The sequence below is a fragment of the Variovorax sp. genome (genome assembly GCF_965279555.1).
Classification (GTDB): domain Bacteria; phylum Pseudomonadota; class Gammaproteobacteria; order Burkholderiales; family Burkholderiaceae_C; genus Variovorax.
This window is the reverse complement of record NZ_OZ257247.1, coordinates 996,507-1,012,291: the sequence shown is the minus strand read 5'-3', so window position 1 is coordinate 1,012,291 and position 15,785 is coordinate 996,507. Positions and strand designations below refer to the sequence as shown.

Sequence of the window (15,785 nt, the reverse complement as noted above, 5' to 3'; positions counted from 1 at the left end):
ATGAACATGCGCGAAGGCTTCACCCAGCACGCCGCGTTCCTCACGGTGAAGACCGTGCTCGGGCCTAACGACCTGCTGCTCGACACCTTCCAGGCCACCGAGGGGATGTCGCGGCTGTTCGCCTGCTCGCTCACCATGCGTTCGCCCTTGAGCACGCTGCAGGGCGCCGACCTGATCGGCACCTCGGCCACTGTGGCGATGCAGCGGCCCGAGAAGGAAACACGCTTCTTCAACGGCATCGTCTCGCGCTTCTCGTACCTGGGCAGCCACGGCGATTTCGCGACCTACTCGCTCGAGCTCGTTCCGCGCATGTGGCTGCTCACGCTGGGCCGCGACCGCGTGATCTACCAGAACCTGAGCACGGTGGAGATCATGGAGAAGGTGTTCACCGAGTTCAGCGTGGCCTACAGCTCTCAGTTAGGCGGCACCTATGCCAAGCGCGAGTACTGCGTGCGCTACGACGAGACGGCCTTCGACTTCGTCTCCCGCCTGATGGAAGAGGAAGGCATCTTCTATTTCTTCACCTTCGCGGACGGCGAGCACAAGCTCGTGCTGGCCGACAGCAAGGTGGCGTATGCGCCCTGCCCCCACGCCGACACGCTCTTGTTGCGCAGCGGCGCGGAGGGCCTGGCCCACACCCACACGGTGACCCGCTTCGAATCCGACGCCCGTCTGGTCACCAAGTCCCAGGCGGTGGACGACTACGACTTCCTCACGCCCGACACCAGCCTGCGTGTACAGCAGGACGGCAAGGCCGGCCAGGGCCTCGACTACGAATACCCCTCGCGCGTGGCGGCCGCCGCCGGCGCTGCGCGTGCGCGCATCCGCCTGGAAGCGCGCCAGGCCGGCAGCCAGTCGGGCCGCGGCGACAGCCGTTGCCACTACCTGACGCCGGGCACCACCTTCACGCTGCAGGAGCATCCGCGAGCGGACTTCAACGTGGAGCACGTGGTGTACAGCGTGCAGCACCATGCCGACCGCGAGCACTACAGCAACAGCTTCGAGACCCTGCCGCCCGACCTGCCCTTTCGTCCGCAGCGCCTCACGCCGCGTCCGGTGGTGGCGGGCAACCACACGGCGCAGGTGGTGGGCCCGCCCGGCGAAGAAATCTGGACCGACGAACACGGCCGCATCAAGGTGCAGTTTCCGTGGGACCAGCTGGGCAAGAAGGACGACAAGAGTTCTTGCTGGATCCGCGTCTCGCAGATGTGGGCCGGCAAGGGCTGGGGCGCCCTCTTCCTGCCGCGCATCGGGCAGGAGGTGATCGTGAGCTATGTCGACGGCGACCCCGACCGGCCGCTGGTCTCGGGCGGCGTCTACAACGGCACGAATCCCACGCCGGTAAGCCTGCCGGGCATGTCGACGCAAAGCACCATCCGCTCGCGCTCGACCAAGAACGGCGAAGCAGGCAACGAGATGCGCTTCGAGGACAAGAAGGACTCCGAACAGTTCTACCTGCATGCGCAGAAAGACATGCTGGCGGAAATCGAGAACGACCTGACCACCACGGTGATGGCCGGCAACGAGCTCCACACAGTCACCAAGGGCAATCGCACCGTCAAGGTCGACACGGGCAACGAAACCCACTCGGTCAAGGGCACGCGCGCGCTGGAAGTCACCGGCAACGAGACGCACGACAACAAGGCCGACTTCACACAGACGGTCACCGGCAACTACGAACTCAAGGTCACCGGCAACCTGGTGATCGACGTGACGGGCACGCTGCTCATCAAGTCGGCACAGACGCTGGACCTGAAGGCCGGCACCGACCTGGGCGCCAATGCCGGCGTCAACTTCAAGGCCGAGGCCGGCGTGGCGCTGTCGGCCAAGGGCGGCGCCTCGCTGTCGAACGAGGCGCCGTCGATCAGCAGCAAGGCATCGGGCATGAACGCCGTCGAAGGCGGCGGCATGGTCACGCTCAAGGGCGGGCTGGTGAAGATCAATTGAACGCCATGGCCATTCCTTCTTCCTCTTCTCTGCCATCCGCGCCCGATGCGGTGGTGCGCGAGGCCCTGGACGATGCGGGCCGCACGGTGGTGCGCGCTTCCTTCCTGGGCGACGTGCCGCACGGTCCGATGCAGGTGTTCTCGGCCCCTGGCAAGCCGGCGATGGATGCCGCCTACCAGGCCGGCCTTCCGCACGGCGCCATGCGCCTGTTCGACGAGCGCGGCCAGCTGCTGCAGGAAACCCGGCGCGTGGGTGGCGTGGCCGAAGGCGTCACGCGCGGCTACTACCCCAGCGGCAAGCTGATGCAGACGCAGACGCATGTGCGCGGCGCGCTGCACGGCGAGGCCGTGTCCCATGCCGAGTCGGGCGACGTCACCGCGCGGTTGCGCTACGTGGCCGGCCGGCTCGACGGCGAGGCCCGCTACTTCCACGAAGGCCGCATGGTGCGGCGCGAGAACTACCGCGCCGGCCTGCTCGACGGCGAAGTGCTCGACTACATGCCGGGCGGCGGCGTGGCGCAGTCGTCCACCTACGTGGCCAACGTGCTGCACGGACCGCTGCGGCGCTTCTGGCCCAACGGCCAGCTGATGGAAGAAATCGCCTACCGCCAGGGCAAGCCCTGGGGCAGCCCGCGCCGCTTCGACGACGCCGGCCGCGAGATCGTGGCCGCCACCGCGCCACCGGGCTTCATGAAGAGCCTGGAAAAACTCGTGAGGGGGAGCTGAGCCATGGGAATGCATGTGTGCATGGGCGCCACGCTGCAGTGCAGCTTCGGTGCCGCGCCTTCCTCCCTCTGCGTGCTGCCGGTGGCCGGCGTGGTCACCAGCAGCGTGCCGGCGGCCACCATCATGGACAACAAGCCCTTCGTCAACATCCTGCCCTTCGGCACCTGCAACAGCATGGCAAACCCGATGGTGGCGGCCGCCACGGCCGCCGCGCTCGGCGCCTTCACGCCGATGCCCTGCATTCCGGTGCCCGCCGCGCCGTGGGCGCCGGGCTCGCCCACGGTGCTGCTGGGCAGCATGCCCGCCCTGCAGGACAGCTCCAAGCTCGCCTGCAACTGGGGCGGCGTGATCCAGGTCGTCGTGCCGGGGCAATTCACTTCCATGGTTCCCTGAAGCGGCCACTGCTTATCTCTGCCCCACCCCATGTCGCAATACGTTTTCACGATGAGCTCCCGCATGGTCGCCATCACGGCGGTCTGCCTGGTGCTGCTGTGCGTCCTCCTGTTCCTGATGGGCATCGAGATCGGCAAGCTGCTGGCGCCTGCGCCCGCTTCCGCTCCCGCTGCTGCCGCCCTCGCGGCGCCCGCGCCACTGCCTTCTTCCTCGCCTTCGCCCGCGCCGGCTCCCGCCGCCCCCACCCAATGACCAAAGTGATTCCAAGCATGTCGAACAACACACGACAACTCACGGGCATGCACGTCGCGCTGCGGCGCCTTGCCCTTCCCGCCTTGCTGGCGTTCGCCGGGCTCTGCGCGAGCAGCGCCGCCGGCGCCGCGGGCGAACGCCCCGTGGCGCAGGGCGTGCTCACCGCTGCGGCAGTTGCAGCGCCGGTGGCGGCGCCTGCGGCGCCCGCGGCCGACGCGCCAGCCGCGCCCCCCGCGCCGGTGCTCACCAACGGCCTCGTGCGCGTGCCCGACGGCCGGCTGCTGGCGCCCGACATCGCGCGCATCGTGATGCGCGGCGAACTGGTGGTCGCCATGCTCAAGGTCGACACGCCGCCGTTCTTCTTCTTCGACGACAGCGGCCAGTGGACCGGGCTCGAAGTGGGCCTGGCGCAGTCGCTGGCCAAGGAGCTGGGCGTCAAGCTGCGCTTCAACCGCGACGCCGGCACCTTCAACGCGGTGGTCGATCTGCTGGCCAACGGCCAGGCCGACCTGGCCATCAGCAAGCTCTCTCGCACGCTCGCGCGCACGCAGACCATCGCTTTCAGCGACGCTTACCTCACGCTGAACCACTCGCTGATCCTGAACCGTGTGAAGTTCGCGCAGCTCTCGCGCGGGCGGCCGCTTCCGGAGGTCATCCGCAACTTCGACGGCAGCATCGGCGTGATCGCGAAATCGTCCTTCGCGGACTACGCGCGCACCAACTTCCCGCATGCCAAGATTCAGGAGTTCGCGACCTGGAACGAGGTGCTCGCGGCCCTGTACAAGGGCGAGATCGTGAGCGCCTACCGCGACGAGTTCGAGGTCAAGCGCGTGCTCAAGGCCGACCCGACCGTGTCGCTGGTGCTGCGCACCGTCACGCTGAAGGACCTGGAAGACACGCTGGGCATCGGCGTGGCCGTGACCGACACCACCCTGCTGGCCTACGTCAACCAGTTCCTCGCCCAGCGCACAGAAAAGCTGGACATCCAGAAAGTGCTGCAGGCGCTCGACCGCTGAGCCGCCGCAACGCACTCGCACCCATCATGAATTCCTCCAAGTTCTACGCCTTCGTCCTCAACCCCTGGGTCGTGATCATCAGCCTGGGCGCAGGCGTCGCCTTCGGCATGCTCGCGCCCGCGCTGGCAACCACGCTGGGCTTCGTGGGCGACATCTACGTCGACCTGCTGAAGATGATCACGCTGCCCTTCATGGTCTCGGCCGTGATCTTCAGCCTGCAGCGGCTGTTCCGCGACGGCGGCACCGCCAGCCTGCTGGGGCGCGTGGCGCTGGTGTTCCTGGCGTTCTCGGCCTTCGTGGCCATTGCCGGCGCTGCCACGCTGCTGATTCTTCGCCCCGGCGAGAACCTGCCGAGCACCACCATGCAGACCTTCGGCCAGATCGTCGGCGGCGACCTGAGCGCCAGCGACACGGCCATGAACCTGCGCGGCGTGGACGAAGTGAAGAAGACCGCCAGCTTCGCCGACCTGCTGGTGAGCCTGGTGCCGGCCAATATCTTCTCGGCGCTGGCCAACGGCGACACGCTGAAGACGCTGGTGTTCGCGCTGCTGTTCGGCCTGGCGGTGGGGCATGTGCCCACGCGCATCTCCGACGGCCTGACGCAGGCGCTGGAGACGGTCTACCACGCCTGCCAGACGCTGATGCGCTGGCTGAGCTTTCCGCTGCCGGTGGTGCTGTTCTGCATGAGCGCGGCGCAGCTTGGCAAGACGGGCATTGAGCCGCTGAAGGCGATGGGCGCCTTCGTGGTGGCCTTCCTGGTGGTGTCGGTGCTGCTGCTGGTGGTGGCCGCGGTGATCATCTGGAAGCGCTCCAACGGCACGCTGGGGCAGACGCTCAATGCGCTGCGCGGCCCCTTCGCGCTGGCGCTGGCCACGCGCAGCAGCGCCACCTGCATGCCGATCATGATCGAGAGCCTGGTCACGCGGCTGGGCTTCGCGCGCTCGCGGGTGGAGCTGCTGGTGCCGCTCACGGTGTCGCTGCTGCGCATCGGGCCGGTCGTGTACTACGTGTGCGCCACGCTCTTCATCGCGCAGATCTACGGGCGCTCGCTGTCTCCGGTGGAAATCGGCATCGTGCTCACCTCGTCGGTGCTCGCGGGCTTTGCCTCGGCGGGCATGACGGGGCTGGTGACGGTGTCGCTCATCGGCATGACCTGCACCTACCTGGGCCTGCCCTTCGAGGCGGCGTTCATCCTGTTCCTGGCGGTGGACCCGGTGTGCGACATGCTGCGCACGCTGGTGCTGGTCATCGGCAACACCGCGGCCGTGGCGGTGGTGTGCCCCCGGCCGTTGAAGATCTAGGGAGCACGGCCTCATGTCACGCATCGGCGTTCTAGGCGGCATGGGTCCATCGGCCACGGTGGACTTCATGGAAAAGATCATCCAGCTCACGCCCGCCACGCGCGACCAGGAGCACCTGCCGGTGATCGTGGCCAACCTGCCGCACGTGCCCGACCGCTCCAGCGCCATTCTGGGCACCGGGCCCGACCCGCTGGCCGCGCTGCTCGCGGGCATCGACGTGCTCAACAGCATCGGCGTGGGCGTGGTCGCGATTCCCTGCAACTCGTCGCACCACTGGTATGCGCAGATGGTGGCGCACAGCCGGGCGCCGGTGATCCACATCGCGCAGTCGTGCGTGGCCGCCATCGCCACGGCGCCGGCCGGCCGGGCGGTGCGGGTGGCGGTGCTCGCCACGCGCGGCGCGCTGGCCTCGGGCTTCTACCAGGAGGCGCTGCGCGAGCGCGGCATCGACTTCCTCGTGCCCGACGCCGCGACCGGCCAGGACCATGTGGACGCCTGCATCCGCGCCGTGAAGGCCGGCGACGTGCAGGCCGGCGCGGCCGCCTTCGAGCTGGCGCTGGAAGCACTGGCCGCCACCGGTGCCACGGCGGTGATCATGGGTTGCACCGAGCTGCCCATCGCAGCCCATGCCGCGCATGCCGCCGAGCACAGCGCCCTCACCCTGATCGACAGCTCGCTGGAGCTGGCCCGCGCCACCGTAGCCTTCGCGCTCGACAAGGGATGGAACAAGCCGACATGGGTTTCCTGACGCGCATGTCCCACAGCCTGCTCGCCCTGCTGCTGTGCATGGCGGCAGGCGGCGTCGCGGGCATCTACGTGCCCGCCCTGGGCGACGTGGCGTACACGGCGGCGCAGGTGTACCTGTCGATCGTGAGCATGGCGGCCATTCCGCTGCTGGTGGTGGCCACCTTCTTCGGCCTGCGCCAGACCATGGGGCTGCCCTTTCCGGGGCGGCGCATCGCCATGATCGCGGGCCTGGCGCTGCTGCTGGTGGCGAGCTGCGCGGGCACGGGCCTGGCGCTGGGCTGGGTCAAATCGCCGGGCGCGCATCTCGACGCCGACCTGCGCGAGCACCTCGGCGAACTGGTGCAGAAGGCCGGCGACGGCGGCGACATGGAAATGCGGCTGTACGACAGCGGCGTGCAGGCCACGCCGGTGGAGCGCCCGCGCGCCACGCTGCTGCCCGACAACTTCTTCCGCGTGCTGGTGGAGGGGCGCTCGCTGGGCATCCTGTCGTGCGCGCTGCTGTTCGGCCTGGCCTTCGCGGCGCTGGCGCGCACGCAGCACAACGCGCTCAACCACATGTTCGAGGGCATCTACCGCACGCTCGAACTCATCATCGCGCGCGCCAACATCCTGCTGCCGGTGGTGGCCTTCGGCATGTCGGCGCATGTGTTCTCGCAGACCGACGCGGTGACGATCCGCGCCATGAGCGGCTTCCTGCTGCACTTCGTGGTGCTGGTGGCGCTGCTGGGCATGGCCGCCATCGCGGTGATCCACCGGCGCGGCAACCAGCCGCTGGTCGAGGTGCTGCAGCACCTGAAGACGCCGATGCTGGTGAGCCTTGTGTCGTCGAGCACCACCGCCAGCATTCCGCACACCATCGAGGCGATGAGCGCGCGCCTGGGCTTCAGCCGCGGCATCGTGGAGCTGGTGGTGCCCACCGCCTCGGTGTTCCTGCGCGCGGGCTCGGCGCTCTACTACGTGCTGCTGGCGCTGTTCGTGGCCAATCTGTACGACCGCACGCTGAGCGCGGCCGACATCGGAATGATCGGCACCGGCGCCACGGTGGCGGCCTTTGCCTCGGCCGGCAACAACAGCCTGACCAACGTGGGCTACGCGGGCATCGTGCTGTCGCTGCTGCAGTTGCCCATCGAGGCGGCGCTGGCGCTGTTCCTGGCCATCGACCTGATCTGCGAAGGCCCGCGCAATCTGCTGACGCTGCTGGCCAGTTGCGCGCTGATCGCCATCGTGTCGGCCGGCCTGCCGTCGGAGCGCGTGGCCGCGCCCGCCGCCCACGCGGCGCCCGCGCAGCCGCTGCGCTTCGTGCTCACGCGCGGCAACGTCTATCTGCTGGCGGGCTGCAGCGTGCTGGCTTCCCTGCTGATCCTGCTGATGGGCATTGCCGTGGGTGCGCGGCAGGCCGTGCAGCCCTCCGCCGCATACGCGACTTCCGCCGCGGCGAACCCTGGAATTTCGCGATGAACCGGACTTCGACTCTTTTCAGATGGATCGCCGCCGCGCTGCTGCTCGCGCAGCTGGCCGCATGCGGCAGCCTCTTTCCCAAGGGCACGCGCGTGGACTGGAGCGAACTCACGCTGTCTGCCGCGCCCAACGCCAACCAGAACAGCCCGGTGGCGGTCGACGTGGTGATGGTGCTGGACGAGGCCATGCTCGCCCGCGTCACCGAACTCACCGCCGCCAAGTGGTTCGGCGCGCGCGCCGACCTGCAGAAGACCTTCCCGCAGAGCCTGTCGTACCTCTCCTGGGAGCTGGTGCCGGGCCAGACGATTCGCGTGCCTGCCAGCGCCATCGGCTCGCCGCGCGTGGCGGCCGTGCTCGTCTTCGCGAACTACACCACGCCCGGCGCCAACCGCGTGCGGGTGGAAGACCTCAAGGGCGCCGTCATCGCCCGCTTCGACATCCAAAGCTTCGACGTGTCGACCACGCGTTGAGCAACCCGGACCTCTCAACAGTGAACACCGTCCCCATCACCGACCGCGTCGAGTGGCATGAAGGCATGCTGCTGTCGCCGCAGCACTTCCAGCAGTTTTCCGCGCGCATGGATTCCCTCGTGGCCTGGCAGACGCTGGCCGCCGCGCCCTTCAGCTGGGGCGTGCGCCGGCTGGTGTTCGACCACGGCCTGCTGCCCGCCGGCATGCTGCGCGTGCTCGCGCTAGAAGCCATCCTGCCGGACGGCACCGCCGTGCAGTACTCGGCCGCCGAAGCCACGCACGGCGTGCTCGAGCTTTCGCTCGCGCCGCACCAGGAGCAGCTGGCCAACGAGCCGCTCGACATCTACCTCACGCTGCCCGTGACCGCGCCCGCACGGCACCGCTCCGCGACCGTGCGCTTTCGCTCGGTGGCCGGCGCGCCGGTGGAAGATGCCGTGTCCGACGCCGAGCCCGCGAACATTCCGCGCATGCTGCCGCGCCTGGCGCTGAGCGCGGGCGCTGTGCCGCCCGGCACGCACGTGCACCTGCGGCTGGGCCAGGTCTTCAAGGACAACGAGGTGGTGAAGCTCGGCGACGCGCAGCCGCCGCTGCTGGAAGTGGCACGCGACAACCCGCTGTGGACAGCGGCTTCCGGCCTGCTGGGCCAGTTGCGCGGCAAGGCCGCCTTCGTGGCGAAGCAGACGGCCGTGCCTTCCTCGCGCGTGGACGACCGGCTCGCGCACCTGGAGCTGAAAGACCGGCTGCGCAGCCTCTTGTCGGGCCTGCCGCATGCGGAAGCCGTGCTGCGCACGCCGCACCTGCATCCGCTGCCGATGTATTGGTCGCTGTGCGCGCTGCTGGCCTCGCTGAGCCTGCTGCGGCCCGGCGGACTGCCGTCGGTGCCGATGGACTACGACCATGCCAACCCTTCGCTCGTGTTCCAGCCGCTGCTGCTGGCGCTGCGCGACGCGGTGTCCGAAGTGAGCCAGGAGTACCGCGAGCACAAGTTCGATTTCCGCCACGGCGCCTTCGAGACCACGCTGCAGCCGCAGTGGCTGTCGGGTGCGCGCATCGTGGTCGGCCTGCGCGGCCAGTCGGACAAGGACCTGCTGGCCTGGATGGACAGCGCCATCGTCGGCTCGCAGTCGGCCTATCCGTCGCTGCGCGAACGCCGCGTGCTGGGCGCGGTGCGCCGCTCCATCGAATCGGCCGACGAGCTGGGCCTGCGCCCCGGCTCGGGCTACCTGCTCTATGCCATCCAGACCAGCGCGGCGCTGACCGTGCCCGGCGAACTGCTGGTGATCGCCAACGCCAACGAAGGCGCCACCGCGCAGCCTCCGCAGGAAGTCGTGCTGTTCATCAAGGACTGACCACCATGGCACGCACCCTTCCCGACCTTGCGGTCGACGACCACATCACCAAGCAGTTCCGCGCCTTCTACGACGAGATCGTGAAGGCCCGCGACCGCACCGCCGATTCGCGCGAGACCGACCCCGACCTGGTGGCGCAGGCACTGGCCCGCCACCTGGAAAACCTGCTGGAGCTGCAGTCGCTGGAATCGCGCCGCGACAGCACCCGCTTCGAGCTGGAAAACGTGGCCGACGCGCGCTACCTGAAGGCCGCGCTGGCCGACGAGATCCTGCTTCACACGCCGTGGCTCGGCCGTGAACGCTGGACCGCGCACCTGCTGGAGTCTTCCCTCTTCCGCACCAACATCGCGGGCGACCTGGTGTTCAGCCGCATCGAAGAACTGCTGTCGGGCCGCGAGCCCTCCAAGCGAGACATCGCGCGGCTGTATCTCTTTGCGCTGGCGCTGGGCTTCCAGGGCAAATACCGCGGCGGCAGCGAGGAAGCGCGGCTGCTCGGCTACCGCGAGGAGCTGTTCCAGTTCGTCTACCAGCGGCCGGCCGATTTCTCGGGCCGCGACCGCGTGGTGTCGGAGCGGGCCTATGCCAGCACGCTCTCGCACATCGCGCCGCGCAAGCTGCCCACGCTCAGCCGCTGGACGGTGCTGTTCCTGCTGAGCGCCGCCACGCTGCTGGCGGTGTCGGAGCTGCTGTGGCTGTGGCAGTCGTGGCCGGTGCGGCAGGTGCTGCAGCCGGGCGCGGTCGATGCATCGGGGGCCTGGCAGCGATGAACGACATGCGCCCATCCACGAGCCCCCGGAGGTCGTCGCCATGCTGACGGACCAGCTCTTTCTCATTTCCATCGCGGTGCTGACTCTGGTGGTGCTGCTCGTGCTCGGCATGGTGCTGTACTTTGCCGCGCGGCGTTCGCACGCCAAGCCGTCGAGCGACCCGAAGGTCGCGCGCATCCGCTTCGACTCGCTGCGCAGTTCATTCCGCCAGGCGGTGGAGCTGATCGAAGGCAACATCGCCTCGCGCGCCGACCGCTACGGCATTCCGTGGATCATGCTGCTCAACGAGGGTGACGACCACCGCCAGCTGCCCATCGAGCAGTCGGGCGTGGCCAGCGCGCTGAGCACCGAGTCGGCCTCGGCCGCGGCCACGCAGGGCATCTCGTGGCACTTCTTCGACCGCGGCGTGGTCATCGACATCCAGGGCGCCTACCTCGGCTCACCCGACGACGACGATGCCTCCGAGAAGCCCTGGGACGAGTTCCTGGGCATGTGCCGGGCCTACCGGCCGCAGCGGCCGTTCGACTCGGTGGTCATCACCATTCCGGCGGCGCTGCTGCTGGACGACAGCACCGACGGGCGGCTCGAGCTCTCCAAGCGCGCCAAGCTCGCGCACCGCCGCCTGTGGCTCGCGCAGAACCGCTTCGCGATGCGCTTCGCGGTGTATGTGCTGATCACCGGCGCGGAGCAGCTCGAAGGCTTCAGCGCCTTCGCGCGCGCGCTGCCCGAGCCGCTGCGCGCGAGCATGCTCGGCTGGTCGTCGCCCTACGACCTGTCGACCACCTACCAGCCGGGCTGGGTCGACGAGGCCGTGGGCACGGTGGTGCGCTCGGTGTCCGACGTGTCGGCCGAACTCTTCGCCACCGACACGGCGCCGCAGGGCGCCGGCCCGCAGTTGCTGCTGCCTTCGCGCATCGAGGCGCTGCGCGGCCAGCTGCAGCTTTACGTCGACGAGCTGATGCGCCCGAGCGCCTATCACGAGCCCTTCTTCTTCCGCGGCATCTACCTGACCGGCGACGCCGGCGAATCGGCGCAGGCCGTGGCCGCCATCGACGCCGAGCACGACGCCTACGGCCGCAAGGACCTGGAGCCCATCGGCGGCGACCTGATCGCGCAGCTGATGCGCCAGCCGGCATTCCTGCGCGACCTGTTCGAGAAGAAGATCTTTCTCGAATACGGCCTCACCCGGCCGTCGCGCACGCAGACCCTGGCGCGCCCGGTGCTGCACCGCGCGCTGCGCTGGACGGCGGTGATCTTCCTCGGCGGCTGGGGCATCGGCCTGGTGGTGGCCACTTGGCAGCTGCACCGTCACAACAGCACGCTGGTGTCGGCGCTTTCGCAGCTGCAGCACGACGCGCAATACCGCATGCGCGCGCAGCAGCGCGGCGAGGCCATTCCCACCGCGTGGTACCGCAACAAGGCGCTGTCGCTGCTGGCCATGAACGAGCGGCTGCGCACCGACGGCACTTACTCGTTCTTCATGCCGGGCTCATGGCGGCCCTTCGACGACCTGAACGAGCGGGTGATCGAGCGCATCGAGCGCGAGTTCGGCGACATCGCGGTGAGCACGCTGCGGCGCGAGCTGATGGCCCGCGTGAGCCAGTTGAGCGGCGTGGAGCAGGACGAGGCGACCGGCGAATTCATCGTCGGCGCGAGCTGCGGCCTGCCGCCGAGCTTCAAGACCATCGGCGACGCGCCGCGCAAGAACGGCCTGCTGGTGGAAGACCAGCCCGAGTTCGGCGCGCTGCAGCGCTACCTGGGTTCGGCCGAGCAACTCGACGCCGCGCTGCAGGCGGTGGAACGACTGCGCCAGCCGTCCACCGGCAACCCCGAGGACCTGCGCGTGGCAGTGCGCTATGCGCTGGGCGCCGAACTGCCCGCCGACCTGAGCCGCAACCTGCGCTACTTCCGCCAGGCGGCCGAGGGCAATGCGCTGTCGATTCCGCTGGTGCCGGTGCAGTCGGCGCTGCGCTGCGCGCTCGACAAGGGCACGGCACAGCTCGATGCACGGCTGTTCGCGAACAACGAACTGTTGGTATCCGAACAGACGCTGGCGCGGCTGATGCCTTCGCTCGCCGGCAACGGCACCTTCGCGCGCACCACGGCCAGCTACCGCGAAGTGATCGGCGCCATCAAGGACCAGGAAGACCTGGTGGCCTCGGGCAAGGGCGGCTGGATGCGCCAGCCGGTGCTGGTGCTGGGCGCCTCCTACGACCGCACCATCGCGCGCATCGAACAGAACCGGCTGCTGGGGCAGGAGTCGGCCGATGCGGTGCGCGGCCATGCGCAAGACGCCTTCCAGAAATTCCGCGCCGAGTTCAACCTGCGCTTCGGCGGCGCGCAGCCCGGCCTGCTGTGGCAGGACAAGGACGGCCGCTTCGTGCTGGCGCCCGAACGCATCGCGCTGCGCGACGCGCTCACCGCGCTGCTGGCGCAGCCCTTCATGGCCGCCGCGCGCGACCGCGAACTGCCGGGCGCGGGCCTGCGTGCAACGGCCGCATGGGACCTGCCGCGCCTCGACCAGGCGCTGGCGGTTGGCGACATCCGCAAGCGCTACATGGCCGAGGGCATGACGGCCTTCCCGCCGACGGTGCGCCCGGCCGTGGAGAGCGCGCTGAACGCGCACTTCGCGCAACTGGTGGTCGACCAGGTGGCAGAGGCCGCGACCGGCGCCAATGACGGCATGCGCCCTACGTCGACCGCGCTGATGGCCACCGACACGCAGGCAGTCGCCTACGAAGCCTCGCGCCAGCGGCTCGCCAAGATCCAGGCGCTGCTGTACGAACTGGGTGCCGGCCCGCGCGCCGAAGACCTGCGCGCGCTGGTGTCGCGCGACGCGCTGCAACGCCTCGAAGCCGTGGACGAGGCGTTCAACCAGTCGGAGCTGTACGCCATGCGCGGACGCGACTTCCAGGGCTGGCGCGGCGAACGCGGGCCGATGCTGGTGGCCTTCGGCGTATCGGACACCGGCTCGCTCGCGGCCTACCTGGGCCAGCAGTTCAACCGCACCGAAACGCTGGGCAAGCTGGCCGACGGCTACATCGCGGCGCTCGACGGCGCGGGTGCGGGCTCGGTGCTCGCGCAGCGCTGGCAGGCCATCAACCGCGACCTGGAGCGCTACCGGCTGAAGAACCCGAACAGCAGCCTGCTGCTGCTCGAGCAGTTCCTGGGCACCACCGGCGCCGAGATCGACCGCGAGACCTGCGCCGCCAAGCTGGCCGGCAAGGCGCCGGCGGCGCGCATCGGCGACTACTTTGCCGACCGCCACCAGCAGATCTACAGCGCACTGCTCGCGCGCTGCTACGAGCTGCAGTACGGCGACCAGCAGGAGCTGTGGACGCAGTTCTCCACGCGCTTCAACCGCTCGCTGGCGGGGCGGCATCCTTTCGGCGCGGCCACCACAGCGCGCGCCTTCGACCTGGCAGACCCGGCGGACGTGAACGACCTGTCGCGCGCATTCGATCCGCTGGCGCGCGCGCTGAAGGAAAGCCGCGTGGACGGCGCCGTGCGCACCACGGCCATGCCGGGGGCTGCGGCGCGCCGCTTCGCCGACCAGTTCAGCCGTGCGCGCGACTTCCTGCTGCCGCTGTTCCCGACCGACGAGGGCGGCGCGCCGGGCTACGACCTGAGCGTGGACTTCCGGGTCAACACCATGGCCGAGATCGAGGGCAACAAGATCATCGACTGGTCCTTCGAGGTCGGCGACCAGGTGCTCAGGCAGCGCGACGCGCCGCGCACGCTGCGCTGGGAATACGGCATGCCGGTGGCGCTGGTGCTGCGCATCGCGAAGGACTCGCCCGTGGTCGCGCGCGCCGATCCGCAGCAGCCCGCGCTGCTGACCGACGGCCAGAGCGTGAGCTTCCGCTTTGCCGACCCGTGGGCGCTGCTCACGCTGGCGCAGCGCCAGCGCGAAGGCGATTCGCTGCAGCGCCCCGACGGCCGCTCGCAACTGCTGAAGTTCGAGTTCCCGCTGGTGGCCCAGTCGGCCGGCGACACCGCCCAGACGCCCGCCGGCGGACGCGCGCGCGTGTTCCTGCGCGTCGCGGCCAGCCCTGCCGGCAAGAAGAACGCCCTGATATGGCCCGCCGCCTTCCCGGCACGCGCGCCCGAATGGAACACCCCCTGATGGCCGCCCTGCTCTCCCCACTGAACACCGAGGCCGCCCTCGACGGCTTCGCGCCCGACCTCGCCGTATTTCTTGCGCCGCTGGACATGGACACCGCGGAAGGCCCTGCCGGGCCGTCGCTGCGCTACGACCCGGTGTACGGCCGCATCCGCGAGGCCCGCACCGAGGAAGACGCCAGCCTGCCCATGGGCGAATGGACCCGTCCGCTCAAGAAGGCCGACTGGCGCGCCGCCGAGATGCTGTGCACCGAACTGCTGCAACGGCGCAGCAAGGACCTGCAGGTGGCCGCATGGCTCACCGAGGCCTGGTTGCACCGGCACGGCATCGACGGGCTGATCGCCGGCGCCCGGCTGCTCGAAGGGCTGGTGCGCGAGTTCTGGGAAGGTGTGCATCCGCGCATCGGGGACGACGGCGATGCCGACATGCGGGCTGCGGCGTTCGTGTGGGCGAACGACACGCTGGCGCAGGTGCTGCTGATGCGCGTGCCGCTGGTGCCATGGCCCGAGTTGAATCCGCCCTTCATCAACCTTTGCGAATGGCAGCGTGCCATCACGACCGAATTCGGCACCGCATCCGCCCGCGCGAAGGCGGCGAAGCAGGACGAAGGCTCGGCCGGCGCGGTCGCATCACGACAGGACATCCTCGACCGGGCCGGCTATGACGTGTACGCGCTCGCCTTCCTCGACGACCGCCTGGCGCTGGCTTGGGACGCCTGGGACGGCCTGGCCGCGCTGCTCGACGAACGCCTGGGTGCCAGCGCACCCAGCCTTTCCAAGGTGACCGACATGCTGGCCCAGCTGCGCCAGGCAGTGCGCAGCCTGCTGCAGGGGCGCGACCCGCGTGACGAAGAAGAACCGGAACCGGCCGCCGAGGCGGCAGAGGCTTCGCAGGCTGACTGGGCAGCCGACGCATCCGCCCTTCCCGCCACATCGATGGACGACAACCACATGAGCGAAACCTCTTTCACCCCTCCCCTTGCCGCCGTCGTGTCCCTGCCGCAGGCCGCGGCAAGCGGCCAGATCGGCAGCCGCGCCGAGGCCTATCGGCTGCTAGAGCTGGCCGCCGCCTATCTGATGCGCGAGGAGCCACACAGCCCGACGCCGTATCTCGTGAATCGCGCGGTGGCGTGGGGGCGCATGCCGCTGCCGCAGTTGATGCAGGAAGTGCTGCGCGAGGACGGGGACTTGAACCGCTTTTTTTCGATCATCGGCGTGAGGCCGGAAGCCTGAAGAGA

13 protein-coding genes are annotated in these 15,785 nt (G+C 69.4%); all 13 read left to right on the top strand.

What is annotated here, in order from left to right; translation table 11 throughout:
- The 13 genes from ACQY8B_RS04960 (at position 1) to tssA (ending at position 15,780) form a co-directional block, all read left to right on the top strand.
- The gene (locus ACQY8B_RS04960; RefSeq protein ID WP_422085676.1) at positions 1-1,947 is read left to right on the top strand and encodes a type VI secretion system Vgr family protein; all 1,947 of its coding nucleotides are present in this window, start codon (positions 1-3) and stop codon (positions 1,945-1,947) included.
- A gap of 5 nt (positions 1,948-1,952) precedes the next feature.
- Entirely contained in the window at positions 1,953-2,672 is a 720-nt protein-coding gene (locus ACQY8B_RS04955; RefSeq protein ID WP_422085675.1) for a toxin-antitoxin system YwqK family antitoxin, read from the top strand.
- A gap of 3 nt (positions 2,673-2,675) precedes the next feature.
- Entirely contained in the window at positions 2,676-3,065 is a 390-nt protein-coding gene (locus ACQY8B_RS04950) for a DUF4280 domain-containing protein (protein WP_422085674.1), read from the top strand.
- Between the two features lie 30 nt (positions 3,066-3,095).
- Positions 3,096-3,317, top strand: a complete 222-nt coding sequence (locus ACQY8B_RS04945) for a hypothetical protein (RefSeq protein WP_422085673.1) — start codon at positions 3,096-3,098, stop codon at positions 3,315-3,317.
- Between the two features lie 17 nt (positions 3,318-3,334).
- On the top strand, positions 3,335-4,333 hold the full coding sequence (locus tag ACQY8B_RS04940; protein WP_422085672.1) for an ABC transporter substrate-binding protein: 999 nt from the start codon (positions 3,335-3,337) through the stop codon (positions 4,331-4,333).
- Between the two features lie 26 nt (positions 4,334-4,359).
- On the top strand, positions 4,360-5,634 hold the full coding sequence (locus ACQY8B_RS04935; RefSeq protein ID WP_422085671.1) for a dicarboxylate/amino acid:cation symporter: 1,275 nt from the start codon (positions 4,360-4,362) through the stop codon (positions 5,632-5,634).
- A 13-nt stretch (positions 5,635-5,647) separates the two neighbouring features.
- On the top strand, positions 5,648-6,382 hold the full coding sequence (locus ACQY8B_RS04930) for an aspartate/glutamate racemase family protein (RefSeq protein WP_422085670.1): 735 nt from the start codon (positions 5,648-5,650) through the stop codon (positions 6,380-6,382).
- Complete coding sequence (locus ACQY8B_RS04925; RefSeq protein ID WP_422085669.1) at positions 6,355-7,839, top strand: dicarboxylate/amino acid:cation symporter; 1,485 nt, start codon at positions 6,355-6,357, stop codon at positions 7,837-7,839. Before ACQY8B_RS04930 ends, ACQY8B_RS04925 begins: the two co-directional genes overlap by 28 nt.
- A complete protein-coding gene (locus tag ACQY8B_RS04920) occupies positions 7,836-8,309 on the top strand; it encodes a hypothetical protein (protein ID WP_422085668.1) in 474 nt (157 codons plus the stop codon). The genes ACQY8B_RS04925 and ACQY8B_RS04920 overlap by 4 nt, the downstream gene beginning before the upstream one ends.
- A 65-nt stretch (positions 8,310-8,374) precedes the next feature.
- On the top strand, positions 8,375-9,658 hold the full coding sequence (gene tssK / locus ACQY8B_RS04915; RefSeq protein WP_422089152.1) for a type VI secretion system baseplate subunit TssK: 1,284 nt from the start codon (positions 8,375-8,377) through the stop codon (positions 9,656-9,658).
- A 5-nt stretch (positions 9,659-9,663) separates the two neighbouring features.
- The gene (locus ACQY8B_RS04910) at positions 9,664-10,425 is read left to right on the top strand and encodes a DotU family type IV/VI secretion system protein (RefSeq protein ID WP_422085667.1); all 762 of its coding nucleotides are present in this window, start codon (positions 9,664-9,666) and stop codon (positions 10,423-10,425) included.
- Positions 10,426-10,465: 40 nt separating this feature from the next.
- A complete protein-coding gene (locus ACQY8B_RS04905) occupies positions 10,466-14,551 on the top strand; it encodes a type VI secretion system protein (RefSeq protein WP_422085666.1) in 4,086 nt (1,361 codons plus the stop codon).
- Positions 14,551-15,780: a type VI secretion system protein TssA gene (gene tssA / locus ACQY8B_RS04900; RefSeq protein WP_428745004.1), complete on the top strand. Its 1,230-nt coding sequence runs from the start codon at positions 14,551-14,553 to the stop codon at positions 15,778-15,780. Before ACQY8B_RS04905 ends, tssA begins: the two co-directional genes overlap by 1 nt.
- Positions 15,781-15,785: the final 5 nt, after the last annotated feature.

What these genes read in the sequence shown, in the direction of transcription:
- ACQY8B_RS04960 (WP_422085676.1), top strand. Translation starts at nt 1, where the DNA reads ATGAACATGCGCGAAGGCTTCACCCAGCACGCCGCGTTCCTCACGGTG.
- ACQY8B_RS04955 (WP_422085675.1), top strand. Translation starts at nt 1,953, where the DNA reads ATGGCCATTCCTTCTTCCTCTTCTCTGCCATCCGCGCCCGATGCGGTG.
- ACQY8B_RS04950 (WP_422085674.1), top strand. Translation starts at nt 2,676, where the DNA reads ATGGGAATGCATGTGTGCATGGGCGCCACGCTGCAGTGCAGCTTCGGT.
- ACQY8B_RS04945 (WP_422085673.1), top strand. Translation starts at nt 3,096, where the DNA reads ATGTCGCAATACGTTTTCACGATGAGCTCCCGCATGGTCGCCATCACG.
- ACQY8B_RS04940 (WP_422085672.1), top strand. Translation starts at nt 3,335, where the DNA reads ATGTCGAACAACACACGACAACTCACGGGCATGCACGTCGCGCTGCGG.
- ACQY8B_RS04935 (WP_422085671.1), top strand. Translation starts at nt 4,360, where the DNA reads ATGAATTCCTCCAAGTTCTACGCCTTCGTCCTCAACCCCTGGGTCGTG.
- ACQY8B_RS04930 (WP_422085670.1), top strand. Translation starts at nt 5,648, where the DNA reads ATGTCACGCATCGGCGTTCTAGGCGGCATGGGTCCATCGGCCACGGTG.
- ACQY8B_RS04925 (WP_422085669.1), top strand. Translation starts at nt 6,355, where the DNA reads ATGGAACAAGCCGACATGGGTTTCCTGACGCGCATGTCCCACAGCCTG.
- ACQY8B_RS04920 (WP_422085668.1), top strand. Translation starts at nt 7,836, where the DNA reads ATGAACCGGACTTCGACTCTTTTCAGATGGATCGCCGCCGCGCTGCTG.
- tssK (WP_422089152.1), top strand. Translation starts at nt 8,375, where the DNA reads ATGCTGCTGTCGCCGCAGCACTTCCAGCAGTTTTCCGCGCGCATGGAT.
- ACQY8B_RS04910 (WP_422085667.1), top strand. Translation starts at nt 9,664, where the DNA reads ATGGCACGCACCCTTCCCGACCTTGCGGTCGACGACCACATCACCAAG.
- ACQY8B_RS04905 (WP_422085666.1), top strand. Translation starts at nt 10,466, where the DNA reads ATGCTGACGGACCAGCTCTTTCTCATTTCCATCGCGGTGCTGACTCTG.
- tssA (WP_428745004.1), top strand. Translation starts at nt 14,551, where the DNA reads ATGGCCGCCCTGCTCTCCCCACTGAACACCGAGGCCGCCCTCGACGGC.